This window comes from Salipiger sp. ABF4_146, from assembly GCF_056161345.1.
Genome location: NZ_JBSWYX010000004.1, coordinates 45,415 through 68,097 on the forward strand (window position 1 = coordinate 45,415; position 22,683 = coordinate 68,097).

Genomic DNA, 22,683 nt, shown 5'->3' on the forward strand with positions numbered 1-22,683 from the left:
CGGCCCTAGGTCACCACGCGCAGCGTCAGATTGATCCGCCCGCCCTGCGGCAGCAGGCTGGACGAGCCGAAGCGGATGCGATCGACGCCATGATACTTGAGCCGCGCCGCGCCGCCCATCACCACCACGTCGCCGGATTTCAACCAGACCGACTCGGTCTTGCCGCCGCGCGCCTCATTTCCCATGCGAAACAGCCCCTCGTCGCCCAGCGAGACCGAGACCACGGGGCAGTCGAAATCCGTCTCGTCCTTGTCCTGATGCAGCCCCATGCGCGCGCCTTCGCCGTACCAGTTGATCAAGCAGCACTCGGGATCGCGGGGGCTGTTCGAGACCGCACGCCAGATCGCCAGCACCTGTGCGGGAATCGGCGGCCAGTCGATGCCTTCGGGGTGGCGCGGCTCGTAGCGATAGCCGCGGCGGTCGGTGACCCAGCCAAACCGGCCCGCGGCGCTCATCCGGACCGACATCTTCTGCCCGCGCGGCGTGACCGGCTGGTAAAGCGGCGCCTGCCGCAGCAGCTCGCGCAGCGTGCCTACGAGCGCTTCCTGAGCCGGACGGTCAAGAAATCCCTGGAACAGCTTGAAGCCTCGGATGTCGAGAGGGGAGGTCATGGCCCCGTTTTGTGGCATTCCGCCACGGCGTGCAAAGAAATTCCCCCCAAATGCAGGCAAAGCCCCGCCACAGCCGCTTGCAGCGTTCAAACCCCCTCCTTATATACCCTTCGAACGCCGCGAGGCCCCCGCCGGACGGCTTCTTCAACAAGCGGGGCTGGATGCCGTAACGGGTCCGACGCCTCGCGTCATCGCCTTGAATTGGAAAGGGATCGAATCATGGGCAAAGTGATCGGTATCGACCTCGGCACCACGAACTCCTGCGTCGCCATCATGGACGGCAGCCAGGCACGTGTGATCGAAAACGCCGAAGGCGCACGTACCACCCCGTCGATCGTCGCCTTCGCCGACGACGAACGTCTTGTCGGCCAGCCCGCAAAGCGGCAGGCCGTCACCAACCCCGAAGCCACCATCTTCGCCGTGAAGCGTCTGATCGGTCGCCGCACCACCGATGCGGAAGTGACCAAGGACCAGAAGATCGTCCCCTACAACATCGTGGACGGCGGCAATGGCGATGCCTGGGTTGAAGCCAAGGGCGAGAAATACTCGCCGTCGCAAATCTCCGCCTTCATCCTCGGCAAGATGAAGGAAACCGCCGAGAGCTATCTCGGCGAAGAGGTGACCCAAGCGGTCATCACCGTGCCCGCCTACTTCAACGACCAGCAGCGTCAGGCGACCAAAGACGCCGGCAAGATCGCTGGCCTCGAAGTGCTGCGCATCATCAACGAGCCGACCGCGGCTGCTCTGGCCTATGGCCTCGACAAGAAAGAGTCGAAGACGATTGCCGTGTATGACCTTGGCGGCGGTACGTTCGACGTGACCATCCTCGAGATCGACGATGGCCTGTTCGAAGTGAAATCCACCAACGGCGACACGTTCCTCGGTGGCGAAGACTTCGACATGCGCATCGTCAACTACCTCGCGGACGAGTTCAAAAAAGAGCACCAGGTCGATCTGACCAAGGACAAGATGGCCCTGCAGCGTCTGAAAGAAGCTGCCGAGAAAGCCAAAATCGAACTGTCCAGCTCCAGCCAGACCGAGATCAACCAGCCGTTCATCTCGATGGGCTCGAACGGCCAGCCGCTTCACATGGTCATGAAGCTGACCCGTGCGAAGCTGGAAAGCCTCGTGTCCGACCTGATCAAAGCGTCGATCAAGCCGTGCCAGGCCGCGCTGAAGGATGCCGGCCTCACCAAAGACGAGATCGACGAAGTCGTTCTGGTTGGCGGTCAGACCCGTATGCCGAAAGTCTTCGAAGAAGTGACGAAGTTCTTCGGCAAAGAGCCGCACAAGGGTGTGAACCCGGACGAAGTGGTTGCCATGGGCGCCGCCATTCAGGCTGGTGTTCTGCAGGGTGACGTGAAGGACGTTGTTCTTCTCGACGTGACCCCGCTGTCGCTGGGCATCGAGACGCTGGGTGGCGTGTTCACCCGCCTGATCGACCGCAACACCACGATCCCGACCAAGAAGTCGCAGATCTTCTCCACCGCCGAAGACAACCAGTCGGCCGTGACGATCCGCGTCTTCCAGGGCGAGCGCGAGATGGCTTCTGACAACAAGCTGCTCGGCCAGTTCAATCTAGAGGACATCCCGCCGGCACCGCGCGGCCTGCCGCAGATCGAGGTGACCTTCGACATCGACGCCAACGGCATCGTCTCTGTTTCGGCCAAAGACAAAGGCACGAACAAAGAGCAGAAGATCACCATTCAGGCGTCGGGCGGTCTGTCGGACTCCGACATCGAGAAGATGGTTCAGGACGCCGAAGAGAACGCCGAGGCCGACAAGGCGCGCAAAGAGCTGGTCGAGGCCCGCAACCAAGCGGAAAGCCTCATCCACTCGACCGAGAAATCGATCGAGGACCACGGCGACAAGGTCGACCCGTCCACCATCGAGGCCATCGAACTGGCGCTGTCGGCGCTTAAGGACGATCTCGAGAAGGACGATGTCACCGGCGAGAAGCTGAAGGCTGGCATCCAGAACGTGACCGAAGCGGCCATGCGTCTGGGCGAGGCGATCTACAAGGCGCAGGCCGAGCAGGGTGAAAGCACCCCCGAGGCCGATGCCGACGACGCCGACAAGTCGGGCACGTCGGATGACGACAACATCGTGGACGCGGATTTCGAAGACCTCGATGACCGCAAGCGCAGCTAAGCCATAGCGGAACCAGACGGGGGCCGGTCCGGATGCCGGACCGGCCCTTTTCTGTTCCGGGCCAAGGAGGGCATGGATGTCCAAGCGTGACTATTACGAGCTGCTCGGCGTCGCCAAAGGGGCCTCCGCGGACGAGATCAAGAAGGGCTATCGCAAGAAGGCGAAGGAACTTCACCCCGACCGGAACGCGGACAACCCTGACGCAGAAGCTCAGTTCAAAGAAGTGAACGAGGCCTATGAGGTTCTCAAGGACGCCGACAAGAAGGCGGCCTACGACCGGTTCGGTCATGCGGCCTTTGAGGGCGGCATGGGCGGCGGTGGCCGTCCGGGCGGCGGAGGCGGCGGATTCGGCCAGCAGGGCGATTTCGCCTCGGCGTTCTCCGACGTGTTCGACGATCTTTTCGGCGATTTCATGGGCGGTGGCCGCGGTGGCGGCGGCGGACGCACGCGCGCTGCGCGCGGTGCCGACCTGCGCTACAATCTGCGTGTGACGCTCGAAGAGGCCTACAACGGCCTGCAGAAGACCATCAACGTGCCGACCTCGGTGCAATGCGATGAGTGCAGTGGCTCGGGTGCCGAAGGCGGCGCCGAGCCGGTGACCTGCCCGACCTGTTCGGGCATGGGTAAGGTCCGCGCCACGCAGGGTTTCTTCACCGTCGAGCGCACCTGTCCCACGTGTTCGGGGCTGGGCCAGATCATCAAGAACCCCTGTAATGCCTGTGGCGGTCAGGGCCGGGTGCAGAAAGAGCGCGCCCTGTCGGTGAACATTCCCGCAGGTGTCGAGACCGGCACCCGCATCCGTCTTGCCGGCGAAGGCGAGGCGGGCATGCGTGGCGGTCCTGCGGGCGATCTCTACATCTTCATCGAAGTGAGAAAGCACGAGATCTTCGAACGCGAGGCCACCGAATTGCACTGCCGTGTGCCGGTGTCGATGATCGCCGCCGCGCTTGGCGGCGACATCGAAGTGCCGACGATCGACGGTGGCCGCAGCCGGGTGAAAATCCCCGCCGGAAGCCAGTCGGGCCGGCAGATGCGCCTGCGTGGCAAGGGCATGCCCTCGCTGCGTGGCGGCGGCACGGGTGACATGTTCATCGAACTGGCGGTCGAGACCCCGGTAAACCTCACGTCGCGGCAAAAGGAACTGCTGCGCGAGTTCGAAGGGCAGTCCGAGGACAACAACCCGGAATCGAAGAGCTTCTTCTCTTCGGTCAAAGGTTTCTGGGACTCGATGAAGGGCTGAAACTCGGCCTCTTCGAGATCAAAGACGGCGCGGGGTTTCCCGCGCCGTTTTCGTTTTGGCACCAGCCGGTCCCGCGCTGTTTAAGGGTTTTCTAACCACGCCGCCGCCATGCTGCGCCGATGACTCGCCCGCGCCATTTTTCGGACGGCCAGCCCTCGCTTTTCGCCCATGACGAGGCACCGGTGCAGCCGGTGCCCGGTGGGCGGGCGCTGCCGTCCTACATCCGCGATCACCGCAAGCGCCTGCGCGCGCGGTTTCTCGAGGGCGGCGCCGATGCGATGCCGGACTATGAACTGCTTGAACTGGTGCTGTTTCGTGCGATCCCACGTCAGGATGTGAAACCGCTCGCACGGCGGTTGCTGGACCGTTTTGGCGATTTCAACGCGGTGGTCTCGGCTCCGCCTGCGCGGTTGCGCGATGTGCAGGGGGTGGGGGAGGCCGTGGTCCTTGAATTGAAGATCGTCGAAGCTGCGGCGCACCGGCTGGCGCGCAGCCGGGTGCTGCAGCGGCAGGTTGTCAGCTCGTGGGAGGCGCTGCTGGCTTACTGCCAGACCGCCATGGCACACCAGCAGACCGAGCAGTTCCGCATCCTCTTTCTTGACCGCAAGAACGTGCTGATCGCCGATGAGCCGCAGGCGCGCGGCACGGTGGATCATGTGCCGGTCTACCCACGCGAGGTGGTGAAACGCGCGCTTGAGCTTAACGCCAGCGCGCTGATCCTTGTCCACAACCACCCCTCGGGCGACCCCACGCCAAGCAGCGCGGATATCGAGATGACCGCCCAGATCGAGGCAGCGGCGTCGGTCATGGGGATCACGCTGCACGATCATCTGGTGATCGGCCGCTCGCAGGAACTGAGTTTTCGCGCCGAGGGGCTGCTCTAGCTCAACGCAGCCAGACCTCGACGCGGCGGTTCACCTCACGGCCCCAGACGGTCTCGTCGCAGGCCATGGGCATCGCCTCGCCAAAGGCATCGGTGTCCATCGTGATGCCCGCCAGATCGGTGGCTTCGGCAGCGGTCCGCACGGCATCGCGCACCGAGGCGGCGCGCTCCGCGGCGATCTCCAGATTGCCTGCCGCCGGTCCTTGCCCATCCGAGAAGCCGACGAAAACCAGCGTGCGCCCGGCATATTCCCCCAGTTCCAGCGCGCGGGCCAGTTGCTGCACGTTTGAGCGTGACTGCGCATCCAGCCGGGCGGAATTGGGCTCGAAGCGGAACGAAGTGGTGAGCCGCCGCATGGGCGACAACGTGGTGACCAGCCGCTTGAGTTCAGCAAGCCCCTCTTCGCCTTCGGCCACCTGCACGGCGTTGGCGAGCCGGTCGCCCTGCGCGTCAAGCAGCAGTTCCTCGGGGGTCTGATCGACGAAACCGGCGCGGCGAATGACGATCTGCGCCGGGGCGGAGCGGGTGAACTCCAGGAACTCGCGGGCCAGCTTCGGCAGCCGCCGGGCGGGCAGATAGACAAACACCGGCGTGGTCAGCGGGTAATCCTCGGTCTTGATCGCCTGCCGACTGCCGCGAAGGTGAAAGCCGCAGCTGCCGCTCAGCACCAGAGGCCGGGCGTTGCCAACCTCGGCGGCGCTGACGAAGCCGAGGCCCAGCGCATCCGCCGTCACCGCCTCGGACAAGGCGGCGGCGTTGGCGTGGCGCCGGGTTTCGGCGCTGCGCATGGTCAGGGATGGGGGCTGCAGCAACTGGTCTTCGAGCGCCTGCACCAGTCCCGAGCCTTCGGGGGGAAGATGCAGGACAATGGGCGCGTCGGGCCCACCAAGGGTCTGCCAGTTGCTGATCTCGCCCGACAGGACATGCGCCAGATCCGGCAGGGTTACTGCACTGACGGGGTTCTGCGGCGCGACGACGGGGATCAGCGCGTCCAGCGCAAGCACGCGGCTGCGGTTCGGCGCATCAAGATCGCCCAAACCGGCAGCCTGCGCCAGCTCACGTTCGGCAGGCCGGATCTCGCGCAGCGCGATGGCGATGTCGGCCTCATCGGCCAGCAAATCGGCAAAGCCTTCGCCGGTGCTCGACGGGGCGACGTCGAAACGACCGATAACCCGCTCGGGATCGCTGAGCGTGAAGCGCGTGCCGCCCCCCTCCAGCGTGCTGCGGGCGGCGGTATAGTCGTTGCGCTGCGCAAAGCTCTCGATCAGCGCGGGCATCAGAAGTTCGCCCATGGTGGCGGCGCCGGAGATGCGCAGCTCGGCCACGAAATCGGTGAGCGAGGGGCAGCCGACGCCTTCACAAAGCACGCCAGAGCTGTCGACGGTGAGTTCGCCGTAGCGGCTGTCGATGCGATAGAACTCGCCATCGAACCCCAGCATCGTGCCGCTCAGTTCGATGCCGCCATCGCGCGAGCGCAGGGTGACGTCCTGCGCTTCTGCGGCTGTGCCGAAAGCCATGCCGGTGAGGGCGCCCGGAATGAAAAGTGCGGCGAGGATCGCCGCACGGACCTGTCTCATCTGGGCCTCTTGACCGCTCGTTCTACTTTGCGGCGATCTTCAGGTCTTCGAGCAGGTTTTTCAACACCAGAAAATCGCCGGTGGTGCTGCAATCGGGGACCGCGAGCGTAAGGTCGCGCGCCCGCAGGCTGCCACCGACCCGACGTTCCAGCATCTGCGCCTCGATCTGCTGGCCGCAGTTGGCGCCGGTGATCTCGGCCTCGATGGTCAGCGCCACGGCGCCTTCGGTCTGCGCGGCGGCGGCGGGGAACGTATAAACCTCGGCAATGCGGGGATCGGGGCTGTCGGCGTCGCCGAGCCGGGTCAGGAAGCCGCCTTCGCCCTGCGCGGTGCGGGTGAGATCGCCCGCGGCGGCGGCCCAGACATGGCCGGTCTCGGTCCCGCGGGCGCCAAATTCGTTGGCGTGAAGTGCCAGCCCGCTGTCCCCGCGCCACTGCAGCACGACGCGATCGTAGAAGGGCAGGGCGGGCACTTCGGCCATGGCGGTCTGGCCGTCGCCATTGGCAAAGGCCGCGATGAACAGCGCATTTTCGGCCAGCGCAGGCACTTTCACCCGCAGGGTGCCGTCGGGTTGGGTCACCTCGGTGAACATCAGCCCGTTGTGATGGATGGTCAGGCGCTCGGAGGCGTAGCAGGGGGCCTCGATGTCCAGCGCCACGATGGCCCCGGCCCCGGTGCGCGCACTCATCTGAACGCTGCAGTCAGGGGCGGCCAGCGAAGTTTCCTCCGGCAGCCGGGATGGCAGACCGGGCGCGCTGGCAGCGGGGTCCGTGGCGGCTGAGGCGAGATGGACCTGCGCCTTTGGCAGCGCGGTTTCGGCGGCGCGGTCGGCGGGCAGCCGCGGCAGGGTCGCCGAGGAGGTGTCTTCGATCTGTGCGATCTGCAATGCGGCGGGCGCTGTGTCGCGCGCGTCGTACTGCTGCATCGCAAAACCGATGGCGACTGCGGCGCAAATCGTCACGGCGCCAAGCCTGTAGGTCTTCATCCGTCCCATGAACTCCCCCATCACTCTTAACCCTGGCCAGAGACACGGCCACTCGAACTGGTCCGGAAAACAGTCTGTCTGAGAAAAGAGGCGCTGGTTGGGCAATGCCGCGGAGTCATCGGGGCGGGCCTGCGACATAGTGTGCCGCGGACCCGCCCCGCCGTTCCGTCAGTGCTGTCGAGAGGTTCAGAGGCTGCCGTGGCAGTGCTTGAACTTCTTGCCCGAGCCGCAGGGGCAGGGGTCATTGCGGCTGGGGTTGCCCCATGTCGCGGGATCGCTCTCGTCAAAGCCCGCGACCAACGGCTCATGCGCTTCGGGCGTGCCGGCGGCTTCGCTCGGTCCCACGGCCTTGGCCTGCTCGGCGACGCGCTGTTGCTCGGCCTGCTGCGTGGCCATCTGCTGCAACATCTGCTTTTGCTCTTCTTCGGTCATCGGGCGGACCCGGCCGAGCTGCTCTGTGACGCGCTCGCGCAGCGATTCCAGCATCGACTCGAACAGCTGGAACGCCTCGGTCTTGTACTCGTTGAGCGGGTCGCGCTGCGCGTAGCCGCGGAAGCCCACCACCGAGCGCAGGTGCTCGAGCGTCAGCAGGTGGTCCCGCCATTTCTGGTCGATGGTCTGCAGCAGCACCTGCTTCTCGATCTGGCGCATGGTGTCGGGACCAAAGGCTTCGGCCTTCTCGGCCATCTGCTTGTCGGTGGCCTCTTCGATGCGCTCGCGGATGGTCTCGGCGTCGACGCCCTCTTCTTCGCCCCACGCGATGACCGGCAGGTCGATGCCCAGCTTCTCGATGCAGGCAGCGTAGAGGCCCTGCATGTCCCACTGGTCGGCATAGGCCTTGGCGGGCACATAGGTGTCGACCAGCTCGTCGATCACCTCGTGGCGCATGTCCTGCGCGATCTCCGACAGGTCCTGCGCCTCCATGATTTCCAGGCGCTGCGCAAAGATCACCTTGCGCTGGTCGTTCATCACGTCGTCAAACTTAAGCAGCTGCTTGCGGATGTCGAAATTGCGGCCCTCGACCTTCGCCTGCGCGCGTTCCAGCGACTTGTTCACCCACGGGTGGATGATCGCCTCGCCTTCCTTCATGCCGAGCTTGGACAGTACCTTGTCGAGCCGCTCGGAGCCGAAGATGCGCATCAGGTCATCTTCCAGCGACAGGTAGAACGAGCTGCGGCCCGGGTCGCCCTGGCGACCGGAACGGCCGCGCAGCTGGTTGTCGATGCGGCGGCTTTCGTGGCGCTCGGTGGCCAGCACGAAAAGACCGCCGGCTTCTTTCACTTCCGCTTCGGCCTTGGCGTGCTCGGTCTCGAGCTTCTGGCGGATGTCCTCGGGGTCGGCGTCGGGGCTGGCGGCGATGGCCTCCATCACCTGAAACTCGAAGTTGCCGCCGAGTTTGATGTCGGTGCCGCGGCCCGCCATGTTCGTCGCGATGGTGATCGCGCCCAGCTTGCCGGCATCTGCGACGATCTGCGCCTCCTGCTCGTGCTGACGGGCGTTGAGCACGTTGTGCTTCAGCCCGGCCTGCGTCAGCAGTTGCGACAGCATCTCGGATTTCTCGATTGACGTGGTGCCGACGAGGACCGGCTGGCCCTTTTCGTGGGCGACCTTGATCTCTTCGGTGATCGCGGCGAATTTCTCGCCGGCGGTGCGATAGACCTTGTCGTCATCGTCGATCCGCGCGATTGGGCGGTTGGTTGGCACTTCGACCACACCCAGCTTGTAGATCTCGGCGAATTCCTCAGCCTCTGTCAGCGCCGTACCGGTCATGCCCGACAGCTTGTCGTAGAGGCGGAAGTAGTTCTGGAAAGTGACGCTGGCGAGGGTGACGTTCTCGGGCTGGATCTGGCAGCCCTCTTTCGCCTCGATCGCCTGATGCAGACCGTCCGACAGGCGGCGACCGGCCATCATGCGGCCGGTGAACTCGTCGATCAGCACCACTTGGCCGTCGCGGACGATGTAGTCCTTGTCGCGGGTGTAGAGCTTGTGCGCGCGCAAGCCCTGATTGACGTGGTGCACCACGGTGGTGCTTTCCGGGTCGTAGAGCGTCTGGCCTTCTTCGAGGATGCCGCGGCGATGCAGCATATCCTCAAGCGCCTCGTTGCCTTCGTCGGTGAAGGTGACGTTGCGTGTTTTCTCGTCGAGCGTATAGGCGTCCTCGGGCAGTTCCGGGATCAGCCGGTCGATCGACACATAGAGATCCGAGCGATCCTGCGAGGGGCCGGAGATGATCAGCGGCGTGCGCGCCTCGTCGATCAGGATCGAGTCCACCTCGTCGACGATGGCAAAGCCGTGGCCGCGCTGCATCATCTGATCCAGCTCGGCCTTCATGTTGTCACGCAGGTAGTCGAAGCCCAGCTCGTTGTTCGTGGCGTAGGTGATGTCGCAGGCGTAGGCCTGCTTCTTCTCGGCCTCGGGCTGCTGCGGGTAGACCACACCGGTGGTCATACCGAGCGCGCCAAACACCTTCGACATCCATTCGGCGTCGCGGCGGGCGAGATAGTCGTTGACGGTGACCACGTGCACGCTCTTGCCGGTCAGCGCGTTCAGATAGGCCGGGAAGGTGGCGACGAGCGTCTTGCCCTCACCGGTCTTCATCTCGGAGATGTTACCTTGATGCAGGAAGGTGCCGCCCATCAACTGCACATCGAAGGCGCGCAGGCCAAGCGCTCGTTTCGCCGCCTCACGGCAGTTGGCGAAGGCCTCGGGCAGCAGCTTGTCGAGGCTTTCGCCGTCGGCAACGCGCTTGCGATACTCCTCGGTCTTGGCGATCAGCCCAGCGTCATCAAGAGCCTCGAACTCGGGTTCCAGCGCGTTTATCTGAGCGATCAGAGGTCGGGTGGCCTTGATCTTGCGGTCGTTCGGGGTGCCGAACACCTTCCGCGCGAGTTTTCCCATTCCGAGCATGTGGCCTGCCTGTCCTGTCTGACAAAGTCGTGTTCTGCGTGAGGCATCCGCTTGCCCGCCTCGCACTCAACCCATATGACACAGGGGAACGACCGGCCTTGCAGAGCCTTTTGGCGATGTAAGCGGCAGGTTGGTAAGTGTCAACGCCGCCCGGTGGCGGGCGGCCAACAGGAAGGACGCCTAGATGCCCAAAACCCTCACCAAACTGGGCGCGGCCGCGCTTGCCCTGACGTTCGCGCTGCCGCTTCACGCGCAGGAGCAAGCCGAAGAGCCGAGCGCCGAGACCGTCGTCGCCACGGTGAACGGCCAGGACATCACCCTGGGCGAGATGCTGATCATCCGCGCCGGCCTGCCCGACCAGTACCAGCAGCTTGGCGATGACGTGCTCTGGAGCGGCATCCTCGACCAGCTGGTGCAGCAAGAGGTGCTGGCGCAGGACGAAAAGGCGGTCGAGACCAACCGCGTAAAGCTGTCGATGGCCACCGAGCGCCGCACGCTGATGGCCGCCGAGACCGTTTCGGCCGTGGCCGAAGACGCGGTGACCGACGAGGCGATCCAGGCCGCTTATGACGCGCAGTACGCCAATGCCGATCAGGGGCAGGAGTTCAACGCGTCGCACATCCTCGTGGAAACCGAGGAAGAGGCAAATGCGATCATCGAAGATCTGCAGGGCGGCGCCGATTTCGCCGAAGTGGCGCAAGAGAAGTCGACCGGTCCCTCCGGTCCCAACGGCGGCGAACTTGGCTGGTTCAGCGCCGGCATGATGGTCGAGCCGTTCCAAGCGGCGGTCGAAGGGATGGAAACCGGCGCGATCACCGAGACCCCGGTGCAGACCCAGTTCGGCTGGCACGTGATCAAGCTCAACGAGACCCGCGCCAAGGAAGCGCCGGCCCTCGACGAGGTGCGCGACCAGATCGCGCAACAGGTGCAGCAGGCGGCGGTGCAGTCCTACATGGACGAGGCCATCTCGGGCGCCGAGATCACCCGCACCGAGGCCGGCGAGATCGATCCCTCGGTTCTGTCCAACTTCGAGCTTCTGGAGGAGTGAGTGGCCAAGACCCTCGCCGTTTCCCCGCTGGCCCCCGCGGCCTTTCCTGAACTGCCGGTGATCGACGGGGTGCGGTTCGCCTCTGTCGCCGCCGGGGTGCGTTATGCGGGGCGCACCGACGTCATGCTGGCCCAGCTCGACGCGGGCAGCACCATGGCGGGGGTCTTCACCCGCTCGGCCACACGGTCCGCCCCTGTGCTGGACTGTCAGGCGAAGATCGGCGCGGCCTCGGATGAGGGCGCGGCGATCATCGTCAACTCGGGCAATTCCAACGCCTTCACCGGCAAGAACGGCATCACGTCCACCCGCGCGGTGACCGAGGCGGTCGCCGCCGCCACTGGCCTGCCGGAAACCCGGGTGTTCTCGTCGTCCACCGGCGTGATCGGCGAGCCGCTGCCGCACGAGCGGATCACCGCGAAGGTGGAAGAGCTTGTCGCCGGGCTCGAAGCGGGCGGTATCTCCGGCGCGGCCAAGGCGATCATGACCACCGACACTTTCCCGAAGGGCAAGGCTGTGACAGTCAGCCTGCCGGGCGGCGAGGTGAAGATCGCGGGCATTGCCAAGGGGTCGGGGATGATCGCGCCCGACATGGCGACGATGCTGGTCTATGTGTTCACCGATGCCAAGGTGCCGCAGCCGCTGCTGCAGACGCTGGTCAGCAAGATCAATGATCGCAGCTTCAACTGCATCACCGTCGACAGCGACACCTCCACATCCGACACGCTGCTGATGGGCGCCACCGGCGCCTCTGGCGTCGAGGTGACCGAGGCCGATACCGCCTTCGCCGCAGCGCTCGAGGAGGTCTTCCTCGATCTCGCGCATCAAGTGGTGAAGGACGGCGAAGGCGCCACCAAATTCGTCACGGTCAATGTGACCGGTGCGGAAAGCGATGCGGATGCCCGCACCCACGCCATGGCCATCGCCAACTCGCCGCTGGTGAAAACCGCGATCGCTGGCGAGGACCCGAACTGGGGCCGCATCGTCATGGCGATCGGCAAATCCGGCGCAGCGGCAGATCGCGACCTGCTGACCATCCGCTTCGGAGATGTGCTGGTGGCCGAGCAGGGGTGGGTGTCGCCGGACTACCGCGAGGAAGACGGCGCGCGGCTGATGAAAGAGCCAGAGATCACCATCTCGGTCGATCTTGGGCTCGGGCAGGGCGCGTCCACGGTGTGGACCTGTGACCTCACCCACGGCTACATCAGCATCAACGCTGACTACCGCTCCTGAGCGGTTGCCTCTTCGTCTAGAGGCAAATATCCCGGGGAGCGCGAGGGGCAGGCCCCTCGCTTTCCCGACCCAGCCGAAAGCGCCGCTCCATGAAGAAGATCGTCCTCGTTTCCGCCGTTGCCCTGATCGACGTGGAGGGCCGCGTGTTGCTGGCGCAGCGCCCCGAAGGCAAGTCCATGGCCGGGCTCTGGGAGTTTCCCGGCGGCAAGGTCGAGGCCGGCGAAACTCCCGAAGCGGCCCTTATCCGGGAATTGCACGAGGAGCTGGGAATCGAGACCTGGGACAGCTGTCTCGCACCGCTGACTTTCGCCTCGCATGCCTATGATGATTTCCATCTGTTGATGCCGCTTTTTGCCTGCCGCAAATGGCAGGGCGTGCCGCAGGCGCAGGAAGGCCAAGTGCTGAAATGGGCGCGGGCAAAGGACTTGTCGACCTATCCGATGCCGCCTGCCGATATCCCTCTGATCCCGATTCTTCGAGATCTGCTATAGGCAAGGGGATTCTCCGGTTTCGGCCTGATTGACCATAAATTCAGCGCAAAAAAGTGCGGAATTGCCTAGTAATGAAACAGAATTGTGCAACTTAAGTGTAGTTTTGACTGCGCGCATGCGGTAAAAAGTTACTGCACAAGGTTTTAGTTGAGGACACAACATGTTGCGCACCATCATCATGGGTAGCTGCATTTCGGTCCAGGGCTTTCTTGAGAAGACTCTCCCCGATGGACGCATCATGGTGCGTGTCGGGCAGCAGCTCTTCACCGGGCGCCCGGTCTGATTTTCACGCCCCTAGAAGTCAACGATTTGCGAGTCGCCCCGAAACGGGCGGCTCGTATTTTTTTGCGCTTATGAATGGCTGCGGCTGTGCCGAATTGGTCCGAGGGTGAAAAGCGCATTCCCCTAGCTTTCCCCTCAACATGAAAAAGCCGGCGATGATCCATCGCCGGCTTTTTCGATATGTGAGGCCTCCGCGAAGAGGCAGGGGAGGGGTCAGAGCTTGCGCTCGACCTCCTCGCGCTCGAAGATTTCGATGACATCCTGCGGGCGGATATCGTCGTAGTTCTCGAACGCCATGCCGCATTCCTGGCCGGACTGCACTTCGGCAACCTCGTCCTTGAAGCGCTTGAGCGTCTTCAGCGTGCCCTCGTGGATCACCACGTTGTCGCGCAGCAGGCGAACGCCAGCCGAACGGCGTGCAACGCCTTCGGTGACCAGACAGCCTGCAACCTTGCCGACGTTGGAAACCTTGAACACTTCCTTGATCTCGGCGTAGCCGATGAAGTGCTCGCGGATTTCGTTCGACAGCAGGCCGGAAGCAGCCGCCTTAACGTCGTCGACCAGATCGTAGATCACCGAGTAGTAGCGGATCTCCACACCCTTCTGGTTGGCGCCGTTGCGGGCCGGAGCGTTGGCACGGACGTTGAAGCCAATGACCGGGCAGCCCGATGCTTCGGCAAGGCCGATGTCGGTTTCGGTGATTGCGCCCACACCCGAGTGGATGACGCGCACGCGCACCTCGTCGTTGCCGACCTTCTCGAGCGCCTGAACGATCGCCTCTGCCGAGCCCTGCACGTCCGCTTTGACGATGACCGGAAGCTCCGAGACGCTCTCGTCGTCTTTGGCTTTCTGCATCAGCTGTTCAAGCGTCGTGGCAGCACCAGCGGCGGCCCGCTTCTCTTTCGAGACATGTGCACGATACTCGGCGATCTCGCGGGCCTGCGCCTCGGTCTCGGTGACGTTGAGAACGTCGCCGGCCTCGGGCGTGCCGTTAAGACCCAGCACCTCGACAGGCACCGACGGACCGGCTTCCTGAACGCGCTCGCCCTTGTCGTTGATCAGCGCACGGACCTTACCGTACTGCTCACCGACAACGAAGACATCCCCCTGCTTGAGCGTGCCGTTCTGAACCAGAACGGTCGCAACCGGGCCGCGGCCCACGTCAAGCTTGGCTTCGATCACCGCACCTTCGGCTGCCCGGTCCGGGTTTGCCTTCAGTTCCAGAATCTCGGCCTGCAGAGCGATGGCTTCGAGCAGCGCGTCGAGGCCCTTGCCGCTTTTGGCGGAAACCTCGACGTCCTGCACGTCACCGGACATCTCTTCCACCACAACCTCGTGCTGGAGCAGGTCGGTGCGCACCTTGGTCGGGTTGGCCTCGGGCTTGTCGCACTTGTTGATCGCCACGATCATCGGCACACCGGCCGCTTTCGCGTGGCTGATCGCCTCGACCGTCTGCGGCATGACCGCATCGTCCGCGGCAACCACCAGAACGACGATGTCCGTCACCTGAGCACCGCGCGAGCGCATCGAGGTGAAGGCCGCGTGGCCCGGGGTGTCGAGGAACGACAGAACCGCGCCGCTTTCGGTGGTTACCTGATAAGCGCCGATGTGCTGCGTGATGCCGCCGGCTTCGCCGGAGGTCACATTGGCGTTGCGGATCGCGTCGAGCAGCGAGGTCTTGCCGTGGTCAACGTGGCCCATGATCGTGATGACCGGCGGACGACCTTCCAGGTCTTCCGGCTTGTCTTCTTCGATCTTGATCACGTCTTCGACGTCGGCGTCGGACACGCGGGTCACGCGGTGGCCGAATTCCTCGATGATCAGTTCCGCGGTGTCAGCGTCGATGGTCTGGTTCTGCGTCGCCATGATGCCGCTTTGCATCAGCGATTTAACCACATCCGCCACACGCTCGGCCATACGGTTGGCCAGCTCGGCGACGGTGATCGCCTCGGGCAGCTGAACGTCGCGCACGACCTTCTCGCGCTGTTGGCTGCCGCCCATCGCCTTCTGACGCGCGCGCTCTTGCTTGCGCTTCATCGCCGCCATGGACTTCTGACGACCGCCGCCGCCGCCCAGAGCTTGGTTCAGCGTCAGCTTGCCGGAGCGGCGGCCACCATCGTCGCGGCCACGGGCTGACCGGCCACGCTCTTCGCGCTCGCGGTCGGCCTTGCGCTGCGGCTGTGCCGCCGGCTTGGCTGCGCCAGCGGGGCGCGCCGGGGTCGACGAAGCATCGGCAGCCGCTGCGGGCTTCTTCGGCGCGGCATCGGCCTTCTTGGCTGCTTCCGCAGCCTCGGCTGCCTCGCGGGCCTTACGCGCTTCTTCCTCGGCTTTCGCCTTGGCACGCTCTTCGGCTTCGCGCTGCTCGCGCTCTTTCTGTTCTTTCTCGGCGCGCATACGCTCGCGCTCTTCAGCGCGGGCCTTTTCTACGGCCTCGCGCTGTGCAGCCTCCTCGGCTTCACGCGCCTTGGCGGCCTGCAGCGCGCGCAGCCGGCGTTCCATCTCCGCTTCGGTGATGCCCGCCGGGCGCTTGCCCGATCCGCCATGCGATCCGCCGCCCGAACCCTTTGCACCGCCAGCGGCGCCCGTTTTCGGGACCACGACGCGTTTACGCTTGGTCTCTACCACGACGTTTTTCGTGCGCCCGTGGCTGAAGCTCTGCTTCACGTTCCCCGAACGGGAGCCGCCGCGCAAACCCAAAGTCTTCTTGCCGTCGTTATCGCTCATTAAGATTCTCTTATCCTTTCCGGCGGCCCTTGCCGCCCGCGGCAGCCCCTGCTGCCGCTCTCGCGTCCGCCGATGCGACGCGCAGGCCCTTCAATCGTTGGGCCTCCTCTACAACACGTTTGGTGAGTCCACCAGCGCCAAGCGCGGCATGTATCACCTTTTCACGTCCGAAGGCCAGCCCCAGCTCGTCCGCGGTGAGCCAGCCGATGTAGTTCCCCCCGTAGGGAGTACTGAGTTTGGTCTTGCCGCGGGCGCTTCCGTCCTCGGCCTGAATCAGCACGCGGGCTTCTTCCTTACCCAGCCAATCCTTCACCTTTTCATAGCCGGCGACCGCTCCGCCGCCCTTGCGGGCAAGGCTGATAAGATCGACGACACGACGCGCCAGCATCCCTTCAACGAGGTTCGCCAGATCGTCCGGCACCGTCACTGGTGCCTTGGCAGAGCGGGCAAAGAGACCTTTGCCCGCCGCCTTTTCCAATGCCTTGCGGTCGGATGAGACCCAGATGCCCCGTCCCGGCAGTTTGCCGGCGATATCGGGAACCACTTGGTTCTCGGGCCCAACCACGAAGCGGATCAGCCCGGTCTTTGGCTCTACATCGCCGGTAGCGATGCAGCGCCGTTCGGGCCCGTCCGCCCTGTCTTTATCCCGGCCTCCGCGAGTCATCTGTGGCTCAGGCCTCCGACTCTTCGGATTCGCCGTCTTCAGCTTCGAGCTCTTCGCCCTCGGCGTCGTCGGCCACCAGTTCCTCGGGGTCGACCCAGCCCAGCATAACACGGGCGGTCATGATCAGGTTCTGCGCTTCATCAAGATCGACGTTGAATTTCTCGAGCAAGCCGTCGTCTTTCTGGCGCTCGCCGTCGACGGTGGTCCAGCCGCCGGCAAGTTCCCAGTCGGCGCAGGTGGCGAAATCTTCGAGCGTCTTGATGCCGTCTTCCGCCAGTGCCTCTACCATTTGGGGAGTGAGGCCCTCAAATTCAATAAGGCTGTCCTCGACACCCAGCTCGCGGGCTTTTTCCAGCGCCTTGCGGGCCTGCTCTTCGAGGAACTCGCGGGCGCGGGTCTGCAGCTCTTCGGCGGTGCTTTCGTCGACGCCGTCAATCACCAGCAGCTCGTCTTGCTCGACGTAGGCCACTTCTTCGAGGTTGGTGAAGCCTTCGGCAACCAGCAGCTGGGCAAAGAACTCGTCGACGTCCAGCGTGTCCATGAACAGCTTGGTGCGCTCTTCGAATTCTTTCTGGCGGCGGGCCGATTCTTCTTCCTCGGTCATGATGTCGATGTCGAGGCCGGTCAACTGCGAGGCAAGACGCACGTTCTGACCGCGGCGGCCGATGGCCAGCGACAGCTGCTCGTCGGGCACGACGACCTCGATGCGCTCGGCATCCTCATCCAGAACCACCTTCGACACTTCGGCCGGCTGCAGCGCGTTGACGAGGAAGGTCGGCATGTCCTCGTTCCACGGGATGATGTCGATCTTCTCGCCCTGCAGTTCGTTCACAACGGCCTGCACGCGGCTGCCGCGCATACCGACGCAGGCGCCGACCGGGTCGATCGAGCCGTCGTAGGAGATGACGCCGATCTTGGCGCGCGAGCCGGGGTCACGGGCCACTGCCTTGATCTCGATGATGCCGTCGTAGATTTCCGGCACTTCCATCTTGAACAGCTCGGCCATGAACTCCGGCGCAGTGCGCGACAGGAAGATCTGCGGGCCGCGGGCCTCGCGGCGCACGTCTTTGACGTAGCAGCGGATCCGGTCGCCGGGGCGGTAGCTTTCGCGGCCGATTTTCTCGTTGCGGCGCAGGATCGCTTCGCCACGGCCGATGTCGACGATGACGTTGCCGTACTCCTCGCGCTTGACCTGACCGTTGATGATGGTGCCCTGACGGTCCTTGAACTCTTCGTACTGACGGTCACGCTCGGCTTCGCGCACCTTTTGCAGAATCACCTGCTTGGCGCTCTGCGCGGCGATGCGGCCCAGATCGACCGGCGGCACTTCCTCGACGTAGGTGTCGCCCACCTGCGGATCGGCCATGTACTGCTTGGCCTGCTGGACGGTCATCTCGGACTGATAGTTCTCGAGGAGGTCCTCCTCGACCACGGTGCGCACGCGGGTGAAGGTGGCGCGACCGGTCTTGCGGTCGATCTTCACGCGGATGTCCATCTCCGAGCCGTAGCGGCTCTTGGCGGCGCGGGCGAGGCTCTCTTCCATCGCTTCGATCACCAGCGAGGGGTCGATCATCTTCTCGCGGGCGACGGCCTCGGCGGTCTGCAGAAGCTCGAGCTGGTTGGCAGAGGTGATTGCCATGGTCTTAGTCCTCCTGAGCGGCCGCGTCGTCGGCCTCGATGTCGTCGAATTTGGTTTCGTCTACTTCCTGCGCCTTGCGGGCGCGGAGCATGTCGCGGATCAGCTCGTCGGTCAGAACTAGCTTTGCGTCGGACAGCCAGTCGAACTGCAGGCCAATGGTCTGCTCTTCGCCGCCGTCTTCGATGTTGAGCAGCACTTCGCTGCCCTCCACCCCGGTCAGAACCCCGCGCCAGCGCTTGCGGCCGTCGATCAGTTCCGAGGTCTCAAGTTTGACCTCGTAGCCTTCGAAGGTCTCGAAGTCCTTGAGGCGGGTGAGTGGGCGGTCGATGCCGGGCGAGGAGACCTCGAGCGTATAGGCGTCGATGATTGGGTCCTCGACGTCCAGCACGGCCGAGACCGCGGTGGAGATATCGGCGCATTCATCCACTTCGATGCCGCCGTCGGGGCGTTCGGCCATGATCTGCAGCGTCGAGGTCTTGCCGCCCATCAGGCGGAGTCGCACAAGTTCAAACCCCATGTCTTCGATGACGGGGCCAACGATCTCGGCGAGGCGCTTATCAAGCGATGATTTGGCGATGAGGTCGGTCATTTTCTCCGACTCCTTCGGAAACAAAAATACGGGCGCGCGGCCCGTCGGTGTTTCCCGGTGGTGCTTCGGTGCCAGGACCGACGCGCCGCTGTTGAGGCGCCATATACGTGTCTGCGGTGGATTTCGCAAGGGTGATTCATTTGCGGTCTGGGGCAGGGAGGCCAATTCTGCCCCGGCTGCGCGCGCAGGACTGCCGCAGGCCGTGCGTCATCTCGCTGTCGCGCAAAACGCTTTCCATCTTCTGGCGTTTGCCGCTTCATTGGCGCGACCTTCCGTCAATTCGTTTTGCGCGGTGGAACCCGCCGGGGGGCCACGCCGTTTCCGCTGCGTGTTCCGCCCAAGAGGACCCTTGATGCAAATCTTCCGTTGCCCTGCCTGTTCCAGCCCGGTCTATTTTCACAACCTCGCCTGCGGCTGCGGGCAGGAGGTCAGCTTTGATCCCGACGCGCAGACCATGATCGCAGGCGCCCCCCATTGCGCCAACCGCGGTGACATCGGCTGCAACTGGGTGGCCGAGCAGGGCGGGCTCTGCCGCTCCTGCGCGATGACAGAGACGGTGCCGGACCTGCGCGCCGCGCAGAACCTGCCGCTCTGGGAGGGCAGCGAATACGCCAAGCGCCGGATGCTGGCCGAGCTTGGCCGCTGGGGCTGGTTCACCTCGTCCGATGCCGGCGCGCGGCCGGTGTTCCGCATGCTTTCGGAGGAGACACTTACCGGCGAGACGGATGTGATCATGGGTCATGCCGACGGGCTGATCACCATCAATGTCACCGAGGCGAGCGAGCCGGTTCTTGCCAAGCGACAGGAGCAATTCGGCGAACTCTACCGGACGATGCTGGGCCATATGCGGCACGAGATGGCGCACTTCCTGTTCCTGCGTCTGGCGGGGGAGCCGGGGTTTCTTGATGCCTTCCGCCCGCTTTTTGGGGATGAGCGCGAGGACTACGGCGCCGCCTTGCAGCGCCATTACCAGGCGCCCGCCGCGCCGGGTGAGACACACATTACCGATTACGCCACGGCGCACCCGCATGAGGATTGGGCCGAAACGCTGGCGCATCTGCAGCATCTGGTCTCGATGCTCGACAGCGGTGTGGCCAGCGGGCTGCGGCTGCCCGGTATGCCGGGGGAGGGGTATGATCCGTACCTGGAGGCCGACACCGATGCGGTGATCTCACAGGCGGTGAAATTGTCGATCGCGGTCAACCACGTGAACCGGGCGCTTGATCTGCCCGATCTCTATCCCTTTGTGCTGACCCAGCCGGTGCGCGAGAAGATGGCGCTCGCGCACCGCTGGTTGCGCCGTCTCTGAGCGGCGCGGGATCAGTTTCCCAGCAATCGCGCGCTGCGTGCGGCGTGCCGGAACAGCTGGGCATCGCGGCCCACAGCGCGGCGGGACAGGCGGCTCAGCGCGCCCTCGGCACGCGCCGATGCCGTTTCGAGCCGCCGCATCCGGGCAAGCGCGGCCCGTAGTGCGCGGCGTTCGGCTGCCGAGGTCTCTGGCGCGCCGAGGATCTCTTGCGCGCGCATCGCCGCATGACCCAGGTCGAGCAGCGCCAGCCCGGTATCCAGCGCATCGCGCTGCGCTCTTGCCGAGTGTTCGGTCAGTCGGAAGAGACGCAGCAGCCGGTGGTAGAGCCGGGCGCGCCAGACGTCCTTGTGCTGCGGGGCTGCCGGATCGGCGGCCAGCGCTGCCACGTCATGCAGCATCATCCGCGCCAGCGTCGCCTGTTTGCGGCGCAGGGTCGGCGGGTAGACCGTGCGGTACGCCACCAGCGCCGCCAGCGGCGCGGCGACCACCGCGAGCCCCATCATCACAGAAGTGCCGAAGCTGCCGGTCAGCGGCACGGCCGGATGTAACAAAAGCAGCATCACCATATTGTAGTCGAAGCTGACCTTCATGCCCCGGTCGTGCCCGCCGAGAACCCCGCCAAGCACAATGAACGGCAGCATCATCGCCACCATCTGCCATTCTGCCCCGGCATAGGGCCAGAGCAGCCAGCGGATCGCGATCGCCATGCTCGCGCCCATGAGTTGGCCGAGAAAGACAAAGGGCAGCATGGCGATCGGGTTCTCGAAGGTGGTGAAGATCGAGATCATGATCGACATGCCCAGCAGCAGAAACGCGCCAGCGGCAAAGCCGGTGATCTGCCACAGCGCACCGAACAGCAACAGGGCGGCCGTGGCGCGGATCGCCGCCTCTCGCGCCCCGATCCAGTCACGGTGCAGGACGGTCGGCAGGGCGCTTTCCGGCACCGGGGCGCTGCGGTTCTCAGGGGCGCGCCACTGGGCCAGCGCGGCAACAAGCGGACGCAGGGGCTCTTCAAGGCCGGGCAGGGCGGCAGCGCGCTTCAGCGCCTCCAGCGCGGCGGCGCCGTCATCGGCGCGCAGGGCCCCGGCGGCGTCGGTCAGCGCGATGGTGGCGGCCTCGGGAAGCGCCGCGCCCTCGTGCCCGCGCCGCCAGAGCAGCAGCGCCAGCGCCGTTGACAGCAGGTTGCGCGTTGCGCGTGTCTCGCGGTGCGACCGCAGCGATCCGGCGGCGTGGGGGTCCAGCGTGTCTTCGGCGCGGGCCATGGCTGAAATCAGGCCGCGAGCGGCTTCCGAGTCCTGTTGCGGTGCTGCGATCTGTTCGCACAAGTCAGCCAGCAAGCTGCGGATGCGACCGCGCAGCGCCTTGCCATCCGCAGCGGGGGCCAGCAGCCAGCCCACCAGCAGCGCGGCAACCACGCCGACAAGCACGGTCGCCATACGGTCCGCGCCCAGTGCTAGAACGTTCTCGGGGTGCCCGACGTCAAGCAGCGAAACCATCGCTGCAGTGTAGCCCGCTAGCACGGTGCCATAAGCGACGAAGCCGCGCGCGAGGTTGGCGAGGCCCGTGCACAGGCCCACCCAAAACGCCAGCCCGATGACCAGCAGCGCCGGATGCACCAGCATGGCGAAGATCAGGCCGACCCCGGCGATCGTCCCCACTACGGTGCCGGCAAAGCGGAAGAGGCTCTTTTCGAGCAGTTGCCCGCGCACAGGCTGAGACGCGGCCCAGACGGTCATCCCCGCCCATTGCGGATGTTCGAGCCCAAGCAGCCACGCGACGATCAGTGCAAGGCAGGAGGCAAAGGCGGTGCGCAGAGCAAAGATAAGCCGTGCCTTGTCGAATCCGAGGGACTGTAGGGCCGCGGTCATGCGTTCACCTCCCGCGTGTACTTGTCGTCCAGCATCGCCTCTGCACGCGCCGCCATGCGGGCGAACCCGTCGAGCATCGCCGCGAGGTCGTCGTCGCCGATGCCGGCCAGAAGCTCATGCTCGGCGCGCAGCAGCATGGCGCGAACTCTGTCCAGTTCTTCACGGCCGTCTTCGGTCAAGTGGATGCGCCGTGCGCGGCGGTCGTTCGGATCGACCCGGCGCTCGACAAAGCCGCGATCTTCCAGCAGGTCCAGTAGCCGTACAAGGGTCGAGGTATCAAGGCTGATGCGGGCCGCGAGATCGCGTTGGCTGATGCCGTCTCCGCCTTCGGCGAGATGGATCAGGGGGCGCCACGTGGCGTCGGTCAGCCCCGCCTCGGCAAGACGCATGTCGACGACGCGGTGCCACTGCCGGGCCAGAGAAACAAAAGCGAACCCGAAGCGGTCGCGGGGGGCGGAATACTGTGTCATGAGATTTAATGTAGA

18 protein-coding genes are annotated in these 22,683 nt (G+C 64.8%); 8 read left to right on the top strand and 10 right to left on the bottom strand.

What is annotated here, in order from left to right; genetic code table 11:
* Positions 1-5: 5 nt before the first annotated feature.
* A complete protein-coding gene (locus tag ACXAJT_RS07290) occupies positions 6-611 on the bottom strand; it encodes an alpha-ketoglutarate-dependent dioxygenase AlkB family protein (protein ID WP_475234269.1) in 606 nt (201 codons plus the stop codon).
* A gap of 219 nt (positions 612-830) precedes the next feature.
* Between ACXAJT_RS07290 and dnaK the strand changes: the two genes are divergently transcribed.
* The 3 genes from dnaK to radC all read left to right on the top strand — a co-directional run bounded on the left by dnaK (position 831) and on the right by radC (position 4,886).
* Positions 831-2,762 carry a molecular chaperone DnaK gene (dnaK, locus tag ACXAJT_RS07295; protein WP_475234271.1) on the top strand — a complete coding sequence of 644 codons (1,932 nt, stop codon included), beginning with the start codon at positions 831-833 and terminating at the stop codon, positions 2,760-2,762.
* Between the two features lie 76 nt (positions 2,763-2,838).
* The gene (gene dnaJ / locus ACXAJT_RS07300) at positions 2,839-4,002 is read left to right on the top strand and encodes a molecular chaperone DnaJ (protein WP_475234273.1); all 1,164 of its coding nucleotides are present in this window, start codon (positions 2,839-2,841) and stop codon (positions 4,000-4,002) included.
* A 119-nt stretch (positions 4,003-4,121) separates the two neighbouring features.
* Positions 4,122-4,886, top strand: coding sequence for a RadC family protein (gene radC, locus ACXAJT_RS07305; RefSeq protein WP_475234274.1), 765 nt, complete (start codon positions 4,122-4,124; stop codon positions 4,884-4,886).
* 1 nt (position 4,887) lies between these two features.
* Here the strand turns inward: radC and ACXAJT_RS07310 are convergent, their stop codons facing one another.
* The 3 genes from ACXAJT_RS07310 to secA all read right to left on the bottom strand — a co-directional run bounded on the left by ACXAJT_RS07310 (position 4,888) and on the right by secA (position 10,354).
* Positions 4,888-6,462 carry a phosphate ABC transporter substrate-binding/OmpA family protein gene (locus ACXAJT_RS07310; RefSeq protein ID WP_475234276.1) on the bottom strand — a complete coding sequence of 525 codons (1,575 nt, stop codon included), beginning with the start codon at positions 6,460-6,462 and terminating at the stop codon, positions 4,888-4,890.
* Between the two features lie 22 nt (positions 6,463-6,484).
* On the bottom strand, positions 6,485-7,456 hold the full coding sequence (locus tag ACXAJT_RS07315) for a translocase (RefSeq protein WP_475234277.1): 972 nt from the start codon (positions 7,454-7,456) through the stop codon (positions 6,485-6,487).
* A 177-nt stretch (positions 7,457-7,633) separates the two neighbouring features.
* Positions 7,634-10,354 carry a preprotein translocase subunit SecA gene (secA, locus tag ACXAJT_RS07320; RefSeq protein ID WP_475234278.1) on the bottom strand — a complete coding sequence of 907 codons (2,721 nt, stop codon included), beginning with the start codon at positions 10,352-10,354 and terminating at the stop codon, positions 7,634-7,636.
* Positions 10,355-10,538: 184 nt separating this feature from the next.
* Between secA and ACXAJT_RS07325 the strand changes: the two genes are divergently transcribed.
* The 4 genes from ACXAJT_RS07325 (at position 10,539) to ACXAJT_RS07340 (ending at position 13,406) form a co-directional block, all read left to right on the top strand.
* Positions 10,539-11,402, top strand: a complete 864-nt coding sequence (locus ACXAJT_RS07325; RefSeq protein WP_475234279.1) for a peptidylprolyl isomerase — start codon at positions 10,539-10,541, stop codon at positions 11,400-11,402.
* Complete coding sequence (gene argJ, locus ACXAJT_RS07330; RefSeq protein WP_475234280.1) at positions 11,403-12,632, top strand: bifunctional glutamate N-acetyltransferase/amino-acid acetyltransferase ArgJ; 1,230 nt, start codon at positions 11,403-11,405, stop codon at positions 12,630-12,632. It begins immediately after the preceding gene.
* An 89-nt stretch (positions 12,633-12,721) separates the two neighbouring features.
* The gene (gene mutT, locus ACXAJT_RS07335) at positions 12,722-13,123 is read left to right on the top strand and encodes an 8-oxo-dGTP diphosphatase MutT (RefSeq protein ID WP_475234281.1); all 402 of its coding nucleotides are present in this window, start codon (positions 12,722-12,724) and stop codon (positions 13,121-13,123) included.
* Positions 13,124-13,283: 160 nt separating this feature from the next.
* Entirely contained in the window at positions 13,284-13,406 is a 123-nt protein-coding gene (locus ACXAJT_RS07340; protein WP_255455331.1) for a hypothetical protein, read from the top strand.
* Positions 13,407-13,618: 212 nt separating this feature from the next.
* Here the strand turns inward: ACXAJT_RS07340 and infB are convergent, their stop codons facing one another.
* The 4 genes from infB to rimP are packed head-to-tail and all read right to left on the bottom strand — an operon-like array spanning position 13,619 to position 19,021.
* Positions 13,619-16,129 (bottom strand): translation initiation factor IF-2, encoded by a 2,511-nt coding sequence (infB, locus tag ACXAJT_RS07345; protein WP_475234282.1) that lies wholly within the window; start codon positions 16,127-16,129, stop codon positions 13,619-13,621.
* A gap of 10 nt (positions 16,130-16,139) precedes the next feature.
* Entirely contained in the window at positions 16,140-16,793 is a 654-nt protein-coding gene (locus tag ACXAJT_RS07350) for an RNA-binding protein (RefSeq protein ID WP_475234283.1), read from the bottom strand.
* 7 nt (positions 16,794-16,800) lie between these two features.
* A complete protein-coding gene (gene nusA, locus ACXAJT_RS07355) occupies positions 16,801-18,432 on the bottom strand; it encodes a transcription termination factor NusA (protein ID WP_475234284.1) in 1,632 nt (543 codons plus the stop codon).
* Positions 18,433-18,436: 4 nt separating this feature from the next.
* On the bottom strand, positions 18,437-19,021 hold the full coding sequence (rimP, locus tag ACXAJT_RS07360) for a ribosome maturation factor RimP (protein WP_475234285.1): 585 nt from the start codon (positions 19,019-19,021) through the stop codon (positions 18,437-18,439).
* A 352-nt stretch (positions 19,022-19,373) separates the two neighbouring features.
* Here rimP and ACXAJT_RS07365 point away from each other — a divergent pair, with 352 nt between their 5' ends.
* Positions 19,374-20,330 (top strand): zinc-binding metallopeptidase family protein, encoded by a 957-nt coding sequence (locus ACXAJT_RS07365; RefSeq protein ID WP_475234286.1) that lies wholly within the window; start codon positions 19,374-19,376, stop codon positions 20,328-20,330.
* 11 nt (positions 20,331-20,341) lie between these two features.
* On the opposite strand, the gene ACXAJT_RS07370 is transcribed toward ACXAJT_RS07365, so the two are convergent.
* Positions 20,342-22,198, bottom strand: coding sequence for an FUSC family protein (locus ACXAJT_RS07370; RefSeq protein ID WP_475234287.1), 1,857 nt, complete (start codon positions 22,196-22,198; stop codon positions 20,342-20,344).
* Positions 22,195-22,668: a MarR family winged helix-turn-helix transcriptional regulator gene (locus ACXAJT_RS07375; protein ID WP_475234288.1), complete on the bottom strand. Its 474-nt coding sequence runs from the start codon at positions 22,666-22,668 to the stop codon at positions 22,195-22,197. The genes ACXAJT_RS07370 and ACXAJT_RS07375 overlap by 4 nt, the downstream gene beginning before the upstream one ends.
* Positions 22,669-22,683 lie beyond the last annotated feature (15 nt).

Coding starts and splice junctions, on each gene's coding strand:
- ACXAJT_RS07290 (WP_475234269.1), bottom strand. CDS start 611: ATGACCTCCCCTCTCGACATCCGAGGCTTCAAGCTGTTCCAGGGATTT.
- dnaK (WP_475234271.1), top strand. CDS start 831: ATGGGCAAAGTGATCGGTATCGACCTCGGCACCACGAACTCCTGCGTC.
- dnaJ (WP_475234273.1), top strand. CDS start 2,839: ATGTCCAAGCGTGACTATTACGAGCTGCTCGGCGTCGCCAAAGGGGCC.
- radC (WP_475234274.1), top strand. CDS start 4,122: ATGACTCGCCCGCGCCATTTTTCGGACGGCCAGCCCTCGCTTTTCGCC.
- ACXAJT_RS07310 (WP_475234276.1), bottom strand. CDS start 6,462: ATGAGACAGGTCCGTGCGGCGATCCTCGCCGCACTTTTCATTCCGGGC.
- ACXAJT_RS07315 (WP_475234277.1), bottom strand. CDS start 7,456: ATGGGACGGATGAAGACCTACAGGCTTGGCGCCGTGACGATTTGCGCC.
- secA (WP_475234278.1), bottom strand. CDS start 10,354: ATGCTCGGAATGGGAAAACTCGCGCGGAAGGTGTTCGGCACCCCGAAC.
- ACXAJT_RS07325 (WP_475234279.1), top strand. CDS start 10,539: ATGCCCAAAACCCTCACCAAACTGGGCGCGGCCGCGCTTGCCCTGACG.
- mutT (WP_475234281.1), top strand. CDS start 12,722: ATGAAGAAGATCGTCCTCGTTTCCGCCGTTGCCCTGATCGACGTGGAG.
- ACXAJT_RS07340 (WP_255455331.1), top strand. CDS start 13,284: ATGTTGCGCACCATCATCATGGGTAGCTGCATTTCGGTCCAGGGCTTT.
- infB (WP_475234282.1), bottom strand. CDS start 16,129: ATGAGCGATAACGACGGCAAGAAGACTTTGGGTTTGCGCGGCGGCTCC.
- ACXAJT_RS07350 (WP_475234283.1), bottom strand. CDS start 16,793: ATGACTCGCGGAGGCCGGGATAAAGACAGGGCGGACGGGCCCGAACGG.
- nusA (WP_475234284.1), bottom strand. CDS start 18,432: ATGGCAATCACCTCTGCCAACCAGCTCGAGCTTCTGCAGACCGCCGAG.
- rimP (WP_475234285.1), bottom strand. CDS start 19,021: ATGACCGACCTCATCGCCAAATCATCGCTTGATAAGCGCCTCGCCGAG.
- ACXAJT_RS07365 (WP_475234286.1), top strand. CDS start 19,374: ATGCAAATCTTCCGTTGCCCTGCCTGTTCCAGCCCGGTCTATTTTCAC.
- ACXAJT_RS07370 (WP_475234287.1), bottom strand. CDS start 22,198: ATGACCGCGGCCCTACAGTCCCTCGGATTCGACAAGGCACGGCTTATC.
- ACXAJT_RS07375 (WP_475234288.1), bottom strand. CDS start 22,668: ATGACACAGTATTCCGCCCCCCGCGACCGCTTCGGGTTCGCTTTTGTT.